Genomic DNA, 13146 nt, shown 5'->3' with positions numbered 1-13146 from the left:
CCTATCTTTGTCTTCTTAATGCATCTTGAACTGATGCACCGATTAATTGAACACTTGTTGTAATTAAGATTAAGAATGTTGAAGGAACAAATACATATCTTAAGTAGTCAGGGAATAATTTTTGACCTTCAGAAATTAAGTTTCCTAATGTAGGAACATCATCGATAGCAAGACCGATGAATGCAAGTGATGTTTCTGATAAAACAACACCAGGAATTGTGAATACTAATTGAGTAATTAAAATAGGTAATATAACAGGTACATAGTTTTTAAGAATTTTTCAAGTTGGTGTACCTAAGATTTTTGATGCTGATACTCATTCAAAGTATTTAGCACGCTTAACTTGAGCTCTAATTTGGTTAGCCATACCTGTTCAAGATGTAAGTGAAAGTGAGAATACAACAACTCAGAAACTAGGTTTGATAATAATAGTCATTAAGATAAGGATAATAATTGTAGGAACAATTGAAATAACTTTGATGATGAAAGTCATGATTTTGTCAAAGAATTCAAATTGACCCATCATAATTCCGATTGTAAGTCCAATAGCAACCTCAATTGCTGTTACAACAAATGCAAGTGCAATTGAATACCTAAGTCCTCATCATAATCTAGCTCAAAAATCTCTTCCTAAGTGATCTGTTCCAAGAATGTGGAATACACCCTTACTATCTATTGTATTGAAAATAAGTTTTGAATCATCAACACTTGTAACGTTTGGATCTTGTGTTGTAAATGGAATAATAATTGCTAATAAGATTAATGAAACTAATGTAACAAAACCAAAAACTCCAGCAAAACTTCTTGAGAATCTGTTAATAAATTCTTTGAAAACTCTTGGTTGAGCTTGCATATGCATATCAGTTTGGAAGTCTACAATTTTTCCAACAATTTTTCAAGACTGATAAACAAATGGTTGTGTAATTGGGTTTGGTGCTGTTGCTAATTCTTCTTTAGACATTGAAGCAGTTGCTTCACGTCCTTTAATTTTGCTTGCTGTCTTTTCGAAGAATTTCTTAACTGATGAATTAAATTTGTGTAAATGTTCTTTAAATTTCATTAAGCACCTCTCCTTCTAATTCTTGGGTCAATTGCTTCATAAAGAATATCTCTGAATGCATATGATAGAACTGTAAGAAGTGAGAACATAACAATTAAAAATAAGATAACATTGTAGTCTTTTGAAGTAATAGCATTAAGCAACATACCTCCTGAACCAGGAATTAAGAAAATTTGTTCAATGAAGATACTTCCAATGAATGATCCAAAAATAACAGCAGGGAAGAATGTAGCAATTGGGAATAGTGCAGGTTTAAGTGCGTGTCTTCAAACGAATCTGTTTCTTGACACACCTTTTAAGTAAGCAAACTTAGCGTGAACTGAGTTAAGTTCTCTGTTAAGCTCTGTTCTAATGTATTTAATATAAACAATGATGCTTCCTAATGAAAGCGCTAGACCAGGCAGTATATAGGTTGCAAAATTATACTGATCAAATACATAAGGTATTCCGACAACACGTCCGATAAATACAAGAAGTAAAGCGAAAATAATAGAAGGAACAGATGAGAAAATTGAAACAATAACAGTTGAAACGTTATCCACAAGTCCTCCCGGATTTTTACCAACTCAAATACCAAGCGAAATACCGATTGTAACTGTTAAGAATACTGAGAAAATTCCAACTAAGAATGATTTGTAAAATCTATCTCAAATAAATTCAGTAATAGGACGTTCAGGGAAAAGTGAATAAGAAATACCAAAGTCGCCGTGGAATAGACCATTTAAGTACTTAAAGTATCTTGTAAGTAAAGGTTGATCCAATCCATATTTTGCTTCAATAATTTTTCTTGCAGTTTCATCCTTGCCTTGTGTAAGTGGGTTTTCACCTGGAACTGAGTTAATTAAGAAGAATGTAATTGATATAACAATAAATCCGATAACAATAAATTCAGCAATAATTTTTAAGAATTTTCAAGATGTTTTTAAGAATGGTGAATCAATTGAAAGAAGTTTATCTTTAAGTTTTAATTCAACATTTCTTTTACTTCTGAAGATAACTTTGTTATCGTTCAGTTCATAAGTTTTATTATCTACTTGTACTTTTTTCATTAGTTCCCTTCTTTAGTTCTTGGTAATTTTGCCATTGGTGGCCTTGTCATATCGTATGCATATTGAAGTGAGAATCTGAATAAACTATCAACCCCTCCAACTTTTGTAATTTCTCAGTTTGTATCAACTTCCATAAGTGGAATTACAACCGCTGTATCTCTGATAACTTTTTCAAGTCCTGCAATAAATAAGTAAACTCTTGTTTGAGATCAGTTTTCTAAAAGTTCCTCATCTGTGAAGTTTCCTGAGAAGAATGAGTTAATTCTTGAAGTGTATTGTGAAATCGATTCATCTGGATGTTGAAGTGACAACTCAATGAATTTATTTCAGAATACTGGAATTGCATCATCTGGTTTTGCGCTTTCGCTTCTTAATAATTCTTCTTGGTTGAATTGTAATCTTTGTTGTGTTTCGTTTGTTAAGTTAGCTATTTGTTTTGTTGTAAATTCAGTAGCTAAATATGTAATAAATGCATTGTTGATTCTGTTTGTTTTAATGTTTTTGTTATTAATAATAATATATCCAAGCAAGTTTTCAACATATTGCTCTGAATATCTTGCTTTTTTAGCTTCATTTAAACTCGCAAGTGCAAGTGAAACCGGTTTTGCATATTTTTTAACAAATGCTGCTATTTCGCTGCTACTTTGTGAAGCTTTTGCTGAATTATAATCTGATGCAATGTTTGCATAGTCCCCTGATAATGAGTTTGAATTAATAAGTGTATTAATTCAATTAATGTCAGATTGCATTAATGAAAGTTTTGAAACACTAGCATCTTGTTTTTGAAGTTGTTCAATAACTAATTCACCTATGTAGTCCCCATAAATGTATGAACCAACAGGGTTATCTTTGAAAGCAATTGTTTTTTGGTTGATTGTATCAACTTCATCACGTTTGAAGAATACCGATACATAGTCCTGTGCTCCATTACCACCTAATCTATCGTAGTTTTGATAAATAATTTGGTATGCACCTTTTTCAATAAAGCTTGCATAGATATTTTCTGGTAATGTTTTTGTTTCAATTGAAATGTAACCATTTGACATAGTTTCAAGAGCACCTTTTAAGAATAAACCAGCGTTCTTTTGTTCTTCTGAACCATTGTTTAAGAATTCAAATTTAACTGATTGTAATTCTGGATGTTTTGCTTTGAATCTATCTAAATAGTATTTTGCTGTTTGAATATCGTAAGTTAAATCTTTACGTTCAGTTTTTTCAAATGTGAATGACTTAGCTAAGTGAACAACGAATTCGTAGTTTTGTAAGTCAAATTCTTTACCATTTTTAGTTGCAGATTTTTGACCTTCAAAGAACATTTCAATGTTTTTACCATCGAATGTTTTGTATTGTCCATAAGATGTTCAAGTGTTAACAGGGAATGAGAAATCTCATCCAACGAATTTAAGAGCTTTTTCCCTGTTAACTGCAAAATACATTGCATTTCTTAAATCTTGATCTTGTAAATATGAATTTCCATTTGTTTCACTATCTAAGTTGAAAGCAAACGCAATTGTTCCATACCCTGTGTTTTTGTTAAGGTATTTTTTCATTTTAGGATCAGATCAATAAAGGTTCATTTTTGAAGCAGGAATATATGTTTGTGAAATTAAACCATCTTCAAAGAATAATGAGTTTGTGTTCTTGTTAGTTGAGAACATAATTTTGATTTTGTTTGAAATTGTGTTTTCAGCATCAAAGTAATCTTTATCTTTTTCAAGAATAATGTAACCATTATCTCCTAAAAGAATACCTTCACCATTTTGTGCAATTTTAAATGGGCCTGATGTTAAGAATGTTTTAGGTTCTGAACCATATTTATCAATCCCACCAGCAACAGTTTCAACGTGTTTTCTATTGATTGGGAATAAGTTGTAAAGGATTGTGAATAATAAATATGATAAATCAGGTGTTTTAGTGTCATCAAAAATCATTGTGAATGAGTTTTCACTACTTGAAAGTGCCTTGATTGTACCTTGTAAGTCTTTGTTTGTTTTATTAAACTCTTGGTATGGGTTTACATACATATTTTTAACAATCTTAATTTGCTTTTTCTCACCATTAACTAAAACTGTAAAGTCTTGAACTTCTTTATCTAAAGCAAAAGAAGAGTTTTCAGGTAATGATAAGTGTTCTGCAATGTAATCGTTATCGTAATCTAAGAATAATTGACCTGTATAGAAACCAAATTCTAATGCAGCTTGCTTAATTGCTTCAACTTCCACAGTATCAAGTGGATTTCCATTTTCATCTTTGATTTGTGAAGCAAACACTTCTTGGTTTGGATTTTGAATGTATCTGTTCAATACTTCTGATCAAACATAATCTCTACGTCCAAATGGGTTTTTATATGATTGTTTGAATTTTTGTTGGTACTCTTTTTGAGCGTCAATAAATTTATCAACTGCTCTAATTCCGTATTTTCTAACTGTGTCTAATTTTTGAGACCCTGTGTTAAGGTCTAAAATGTATTCTAAGTAGTCTCTAATGTCATTTGAAGTTACAAAGTCACCGTTAGATCACATATTTTGTTTTTTTCTAGTGTACCCTGTAACAGCCATATAGTTATTAGGGTTTCTAGGGTTTCTGTAAGCATAAATAGTACTTTTTTCTTGGATATTTCCATCTGATAAGTCAGCTAATCCACCCACTGTTTGGAAGTTATCAATTCCATAGAATGCATTTGAAATTTTACCTTTACCATCATTATCTAAAAGTTCACTTCTAGATGCATTTAAGTAGTCAGTAAATTTAGCCGAATCTTTTACTGTACTATTTTCCATAACAACAAAGTTGTATGAAGCTTTGTTGAGTAATGATTTAAGTTGAGCTGTAGGACCTGTTTTTAAATATGAGTCCACTAATGATGGAACAATTTTGTCCATTGATTTATATCTAACATAGTTTAAGTTGTTAATCGGTTCAGTTGCTAATCCTAAATCATAATCAATTGATTTAGTGAATAATCCACCTGATTGACAAGATAGTAATGCAATTGACGAGACAACAGGAGCAGAAGCTGCTGTTAATGTCAATAATAATTTATTTTTTAATTTCATCTTCTTCTCCTTATTATCCTGAAATGTTAAATTGGTAATCTACGTAAATAATTGTTTTTCCTGTGTCATTGTTGTTTTCATCTTTTTCAGGCATTATCTTGATTGGTGATTGTTCATCAGCTTTACCGTTTTCAATCATTGCATCAAGGTCACCGATTGTAAATCCACCTACTGTATCTTTGTTTTCATTAGCAAAATCAATATAGAATCTGTGTTTTGGTTTTAATAATGAGTTTCTATATTTAGACATAAGTGCATAATCAGAAATTCAAGATTGGTAACCTAATTGTTCAAGTGTAACTTTAGAATCTGCATCACCTTGTTTTTCATAATAGAAAATGTTGTTTGTTTTATCAATGTTGACAGGTAAGTAGTGCACTTCGTTTGTATCAATGTCAGTGAACTTAATGTATTTAACTTGCTCTGCTAATTTGTTTGGAATGTATCCATACATAGCAACTGCATCAAGTTTTTTATTTCTGAACATACCTGAAATTGTTCTTTCTGAAACTCCATAGTTAAGAAGTTGTGAAACAAAGAATGCTTTAGGTCTTGAAGTAATTTTGTTTCCTTCAAAGTCTTTTAATCTAATGTTGTTGTCTTGGATGGCATTTCTGTTTTCATCATAAAGTTCCATACCAATTTTTTCTTTTTCAAATCTATCTTTAAAGAATCCGTTGTTATTTGAGATGAAGCTTCCAAAGTAGTTTGAATTTCTTCTTCCATCTTCATTTCTTTGAAGCATTGATGTGTCATTTCAGATTCCAAAAATAGGTTCCTTGAATTCAGTTACAAGTTTTTTATTCTTTTCAATTGATTCGTTAGCTAAATCGATATTAGTTCTTGAAAGTTCTGCTTGTAAGTTATTGAATTCTTGCTCTTTAGCAGCTAATTGTACTTTAAGGTCAGCGATTTTTTGTTCTGTTTGATTGTATTCGTCGCTACCTTGTTGCATTGAAGCTAATTTTTGTTCTTCAGATTTAATTTGTTCTTTATGATCGGCAATTGCGGCTTCAACAGCTGGAATTAAATTTAATTTTAAGTTATCAACTTTAGATTTGAATTCAGCAATCTTAATGTTTGTTTGAATTTGGAAATCTAAAGTTCTTGCAATATATTCTTTATATTTATGTGATTGAATAGCTGCATAAATACCTTGCGCCATATCTGATTGACTATTTTTAATATCGTTTAAGTAAGCTAATTTAGTTCCATCAACAATGTAATCAAGTCCAGTAACTGATTCATTTACTCCACCTAAGAATTTTGGTAAGTTACCAAAGTTTTCAAAACTTGGTAAGTAAGTTGTTTGAACATAATCTCTTGTTAAAGTTTCAGCAATTGAGTAAATATAATCTGTGAATTTGTCATTTAATAATGGTTCAACTCTTGTTTCATTGTAGTTGAATACATCACTTGATGGTTTACCTGAAGAGAATCCACCGTAGTAAATATCACCGATAAGAAGATTTTCTCCAATAACACCAAAGTTTCTAATGAATGTAATGTTTCCTAATAAAAGGATTAAGTCTTGAGTATCAAAATATTGTTTGTAATCACTTGCACCATATTTTGAAAGAAGTTCATTAAGGAATTCTTGTAATTTAGCTGCATCAAATTGTAATTTTGATTCTGGATTAATTAATGAAGCGTCTTCAACATAGTTTTCTCTAAATTCAGGACTTTCAATTCTAATTCCATATTCTTTTGAGAAGAATGCTTGGTTAGCAACTAAATCAGTACCAACATTAAAGTCTTTAACTGCAAGAAGTAAGTTTGAGTTTTTAAACGCTTTCATTGCATAGTTAGCTAAAAGTTGTTGTGATGCACCGATTTCAACTTTTTTATCTGTTGAAACTGTGAAATCACCTGCTAATACAACTGATTTAATTTTGTTTAAATCAAATTTTGATTTTACATAATCTAAATCTCAATTGAATGATTTAGAAGCAACATCAAATGAAGCTTTTGAGTAGTCGATTGATAATAATTCCATCATTTTATCAAGCGAAGCAAAAGCAAGTGATTTTGCAGTTTTGTTTGTATCTAATCTTGTTGCATTAACTTTGTAGTTAGCAACAAAAGCTTCAATTAAGTTTGAATCAGCTTTTTTGTAAGCTGATGAGAATGGATTAAGTCCAACATATTTCACAGTTTTATCAAAAGCATCTGGACCACTTGTAAGTAACTCACGTAAGTTTTCTAAAGTTAACATATTTTGGTCTTTGTCTAAGTAAGTAAACAAGTCTGATGAGTTGTTACCTAATCTAGCAATTCCAAGAGCATATGAAAATGCAATAGAAAAGTTATTTTGTCATCTTCCATCAATTGATTCAAGACCTAATTCAGTAGCGTACTCATTCATTGTTTGACTAAGTCTGTCTTTTGAGTATGTGTATGTACTTAAGAATGCTGAGCTTGAAACATATGGGAATGTATATTTAGTTGAGTTTTGTAAATCTCTGTAGTTTGCAAATGTTAAAACAGAGTTAATGTTTGCTCTATTTTGCATTCTGTATTGTGTATCTATATAACCATAGAATGTGTTAACAATATCTCTAAGTGAACCTTGTAAACTTGAACGAAGTGATAAGTATTGTAATGCTTCTCTGTGTTGTTCAGGTGCATCTTTACCTGGTTGAGCAAAGTTTGCTAAAACAGAGTTGTATTGTGGATCGTATTCAATTTGGTTTCCTCTGTTTTTAAATAATTTAAAGTAGTCATTTAAATCAACTGCATTAAATAAGTCTTTAAGGTAAATTGCAAGTGAACCACCTAATCTTGTCGCATTAGTGTTTCATCCTGAATCAAATAAGTCAGCTTTGATAACTTCTTGAAGTGATTGAACAATTAATCTTTCTTGTGAACGAATGTAGTGTCAGCTTTCTGTATCAAGTTCAACATTTAAAGGAACATTAATAACTGGTGAGCCATCTGGTTTTTTGAAGTTAACTTTTGTAATAACTGTTTTGTCATTTACAGTTTTTGTTTCATAAACTCTAACTTTGAATTCATCATCATTGATAAAGTCTACAAATTGCGCAATAGGTTGTCCAGAACCATCTGTTAATTGTTCAATAACGTTTTTAGCAGTTACTTGTGCAAATTTAATTTCACCATTTTCGAATTTTTTGAATACTTTAGATTTTCCAGAAATTGCTGGGTTAAGTGTTCCTGATTGTTCATCAAATGAGTTTGCAATAAATAAGTCCCCAGGAGCAACTTTTCTAAGTTTAGCTGCTTCAATCATTCCTTCATAATCTTGTAAGAAACGTCTTTGTGGGTTAGCTAACACTGTGTAGATGTCTTGTCCAGCTACACCTACAGCACCTCACATTTGATTTTTAGTTTCAACTTCTTGAGAAACAACTTTTCCGTTTTCGTCAAGAATACCAAACTGGAATTTGATGAATTTACCATTTTCAGTTGGAGCACCTAAACTGTTTGTTCTAATAACTGTAAGGTTTGTTCTAGCTTCTAAATAGTTTTTAAGAGATTTGTATGAGTAGAATGAAGAGTCGCTAGCTCCACCACGAGTTGAAAGACCACCAACTAAAATAGGGTTTTTAGAATCGATTCAAGATTGACCTTGATCAAGTGTGTAGTGATGTCCATATTCGTGAGTTGCAACATATTTTAAGAAGTCTGTTGAAATACCTTCAAAATCTTCAATAAGAGTTCCTAAAACAAGTGGAAGTCCAATTCTATCTGATTCTGAAACACCTTTGTATTCACCTTGAACAATTTTGTATTCATATACCCCTTTATCATTTACAGATTTTTGTAAGTGTGGTCCGTTTAATGATTTAAGTAAGTGTGGGTATTTTGCTAGAACTTTTTCAGCAAGTCCATTATAAACTTCTGTATAAACTTGGTATTTTCTTGAATCAAGTCCTCTTAATGTTTGTCCATTAGCGTCTTTTTCTTCACTTGTGTAACCTAAAATAAGAGGAGTAATTGAACCTAAATATCCAGCAGCTTCCTTAAATTGAGCAAATCCAGCTGGTGAATAATTATTTGAAGCACTTGCAACAAATTGTTCACGTAAGATAAATCTGTTTGAGTCTTCAAGTTTAACCGAAAGCATATGTGTTGAACCAGAGTTTTGAATTGTAAACTCTTTAATTTCACATTCTTTAACTAATGCTTTTTGTTCCTCATAAGTTTTATCTTTTAAAGCAGGAACTTCGTTGATTGCTTTAACAAATGAATCAAAGTAGAAAGTTTTATCTCCCTCTTTATAAACAAAAAGTTTTGTTCCAACATATGAATTAATGTCGTAAAAATCTAAGAAGTGAATAATATCTTCATTTATAGCTTTTACAAAGTTTCTGTATGTAATTGCTGAAGCTTCAGAAATTCTTGTAAAGTCTAAACTTGTTCTAACATTAAAGTCACCTCTAGCAGCAACAACTTGATCAAGTTTTGCTTTATCAGTTTCTGAAAGTGAATCTCTATCAAAGTTTTTAACCGCGTCTGAGTCAGCTTTATTTTTGTAATCAAAGAAGACTTCAAAAGTTGTTTTCTTTTTCTCTGTATTGTAGTTACTGTTGACATCTTTAATAATAACTGGTTTGAAGTCACTTAATGAAACTGTACCAAAGTTAGGTTTGAGTTCCTCTGCAACTTTTGCAAATTCTTCAGAACTAATGTTACTTGGCAAGTAAACTGTTTGAATTTTTTCAACATCAAGTTGTGGTGCTGAACCTGGGATGTAAACTAAGAATTCTTTGTTAATTAATTTTCTTGGAATAGTAATTTCTCTAAATGCTGTATTGTTAGGTAGCATTGAAGAGTTTTTAATTGCAGTTGCTAAAGGAATGTTGTTCAAGAACATATCAACATCAGCTTTTGGAACTTCATAATTAAATGTTGAATAAGTTAACGCATCTTGTGCATTTCCTCTACCACCAACTGTTGAGTAGTAAGGTAATGAACCAAAGAATGCATCAGGGAAGAATTTAATTTCACTGTATTCTTTGTGCAATGTTGAGTGAGACCCTAAAGTAATAGCATTACCATTTTGCTCAACTCCTGGAACAATTCTAAATGAGTCTAAAGTTAAGAGGTCAGGACCTCAAGATACGTTTGACATAAATCAATTTGAAAATTCAATAAATTGTTTTGGTCTAACAGCTAAAACGTACTCATTGTAAAAACTGAATGAGCCGTATTTAACTTCTAATATGAATGATTCATTGTATCTTTTGTAATATTCTTTGAAAAATTCGTCAAATGAATATTTTTCTGTTTCACCAACAAAGTTGTATTCATTGTAAGTTTCATTGTTTGAAACTACATTAGCAACAATTTTTGATTTAAGTGGATCTAAAACAGAAACTTCAGGTTTAATTTGATCATTTTCATCATAGAATTTTTTAAAGTTGTTTACAAACAATTTTTGATCAACTGGATTTGTTGGTCCATTCTTTTCGTCAGAATTATTTGCATATCCGTAAATTGAACCAACAGCAATACCGGACGCTCCTGCTAATATACCTAATGCTAATAAAACTTTGTATTTTAAAGCTAAATTTTTCATATAGTACTCCTTTATTGAATTTCAAATTTTGATTAAAAATCCTTATTTATATATAAATATATAAATAAATTCAATTTTACATTAAATGTAGATTTTTCAAAAGCTTATTATGTTCTTTTTTAGTTCTTTTTTGATCATTTTTACTAATAAAGTGAGGAGAAAAATGAAGAAAATAAAAATATTTAAAAATAAATGACTAACAATTTTGGGTTCACTAATGGTCGCAGGTTCAATCGGTATAGGAACTTGATTAATTGTAAGAAATATTCAGTCTGCACCAGTATCTAGTGAACTAATTGAAAAGAAAGAAAATAAAAGCAAAATCAATGTACCTGTTGTGCAACCTGCACCTATTTTTAATACTCCAGTAGGTGTAAATGAATCGAGAGTATTGTCAAACACTGTAAATTATGAAGATGCAATTTTTAGCAAATTTAATGCACTAACAGAACTAAATCAATCAAACCTTAGTTCATTTATTAATGCTAATTCAAATACTTGAATAAATTATGTAGCAAGCATTTTAAGTGCTCAAGCAAAAATGCATTTATTAGATTTCCCTGACCTTAAATGACATAATTCAACCTTATTGCATGGTAGAAATGTTTACAAAGACTTTTTTATTCATGAACCTCAAAATATGAATAAATTTTTAGAAAACATAAAACAATATAGAGAATTTGTTGTAGGAAATATGAAATCATCAATTAAGTGGCTTAAAGAATTTAAAAATTTATGAACTAATTTTGAATTTCACAATTTAAACACAACAGAACAAGAAGTGTTGAATAAAATAAATAACATTGTTGAAAGTCATATTTTAGAATGTGAAAAAATCATAAACTTCCTTGAAAATCACATATTAACAAAAGCAAATGTAGAAGAGTTTGTTCCATTAATTGAGGATTTATGTTTTAAAAATGACCAGTTATGAAATAACTATCACGCTGAATTAGAAGGTATTAAAAGTAATTATCAATATTTAGATAAGTTGGATAATGAATTAATTAGTTTGAATTTATCAAGTATAAAATTGATGAGTCTGAATTGACAAATTCAATCAAATTTAATTCAAACTAACAACTATTTAAGTGCTCATTTCAAAACAGATACAGAATTACTTTCAAAACTAAAACACCTAGCAGATAGTGAAATTAGGAATAAATTTATTGAATATTTAACTCAGAAATACAACAAATTTATAACACTTTTCAACTATATGAAGGGTTATATTAATGAAACAAATTCAGATGAGCTCAAAGATATATTAGATGAAACTGTCACAAAATATAATCAAATTATTGACGAAGATCCTATTGAACTAATTTATAAGACAATAAGATTTGCAACCAATAGTTTACAAGTTATCTACAATAAAGTTCTTGAAATGCAAACTGCAAATATAACCGTGCTCAATAGAGCAACAGGTTTATATCAATCTTACAAAGACTTTTATAACAATAATTTTGACAGATTAGAACCATTATTAATTGAAAAAGCAAAATTGGAACTTCAGGATTTCTTTTTAGGCGAACAACTTTGAATGATCACTAAAAAAACCAAAGAAGCAAATATCGCTCATAATGAATTCATTAATTCAAGTTACTTTAATACTAATAAAGAAGAGAAAATTAAATTTTGATTTACTCAATTGCAAACAGCTAAAGAAACTTTGGAAAGTCTAAAGCAAAATTCAGATTTTAGATTGAACACTGTTAAAAATGAAATATTAACTATAAACAGTTCTGAACCAAATTATGATTTTGCAAAAATTCAAAGCAATAATAGTCAAATTACATCAGACCAAGAAATGTTACTTAAAGCATTTTCAAGCATTAATAATTTTGTAATTAACACTTTCTGAGAAAACAATTTAACCCTTGCTGACTATAATGAAAGTTGAATCACTGACGAAATCAGACAGCAAGTTAATGATTTTAAAGAAGAATATAAAGCTAATTTAAAATCAAACTTACAATCCAATTTTCAAATTAATGTTTCAAAATTCACTAAAGTAAATGAATTTCTAACAAATATACTTACAAATCTGAAAAATGATTCAAATAGAAAACAAAATATCAAAACATTCTTAACAGCCAAGATAAGAGAAGTCAATAAATTAGTTGATGATAATTTTAAATGTGTAGAGAAAGCTAAGATAGACATTAAAGAAGCTGAAAAAGATCCTGAGAAACTCAGACAATACAAAGAAGAAGGTAGATATGAATTAGATTTAATGACAATTGATTACCATGGTGCTGAGTATAAAAGATATCTAAGTTACAAGAACGCCTTAGACATAGCTATAAAAAGATATGTGACTGATCCTGAGAACATTGAAAAGTTATTAGAAAAACAAATTTCTGATAACCAAAAATTAACTGAGGATTTAAACCTTATTAAGTTCAAATTTAGTAATTAAAAAAATTAAAAACTGGT

General features: G+C 29.8%; 5 protein-coding genes. 1 reads left to right on the top strand and 4 read right to left on the bottom strand.

All coding sequences use genetic code 4. The features are described from left to right. Window position 1: 1 nt before the first annotated feature. From VBM91_RS01790 to VBM91_RS01775, 4 genes are read right to left on the bottom strand one after another with little or no spacing between them, the layout of a single operon-like run. Window positions 2–1060: an ABC transporter permease gene (locus VBM91_RS01790; RefSeq protein WP_323189087.1), complete on the bottom strand. Its 1059-nt coding sequence runs from the start codon at window positions 1058–1060 to the stop codon at window positions 2–4. Continuing rightward, window positions 1060–2109 carry an ABC transporter permease gene (locus VBM91_RS01785; protein WP_323177572.1) on the bottom strand — a complete coding sequence of 350 codons (1050 nt, stop codon included), beginning with the start codon at window positions 2107–2109 and terminating at the stop codon, window positions 1060–1062. The genes VBM91_RS01790 and VBM91_RS01785 overlap by 1 nt, the downstream gene beginning before the upstream one ends. Beyond that, a complete protein-coding gene (locus VBM91_RS01780; protein ID WP_323189086.1) occupies window positions 2109–5165 on the bottom strand; it encodes a hypothetical protein in 3057 nt (1018 codons plus the stop codon). The genes VBM91_RS01785 and VBM91_RS01780 overlap by 1 nt, the downstream gene beginning before the upstream one ends. A 13-nt stretch (window positions 5166–5178) precedes the next feature. Continuing rightward, window positions 5179–10707: a PDxFFG protein gene (locus tag VBM91_RS01775; protein ID WP_323189085.1), complete on the bottom strand. Its 5529-nt coding sequence runs from the start codon at window positions 10705–10707 to the stop codon at window positions 5179–5181. A gap of 163 nt (window positions 10708–10870) precedes the next feature. On the opposite strand from VBM91_RS01775, the gene VBM91_RS01770 reads away from it, so the two are divergent. Further along, a complete protein-coding gene (locus VBM91_RS01770) occupies window positions 10871–13129 on the top strand; it encodes a hypothetical protein (protein ID WP_323189084.1) in 2259 nt (752 codons plus the stop codon). The last annotated feature ends 17 nt before the right edge of the window (window positions 13130–13146 follow it).

This window comes from Mycoplasma sp. 2248, assembly GCF_034863245.1.
Classification (GTDB): Bacteria; Bacillota_I; Bacilli_A; order Mycoplasmatales; family Metamycoplasmataceae; genus Mycoplasmopsis.
This window is presented reverse-complemented; position numbering and strand designations above follow the sequence as displayed.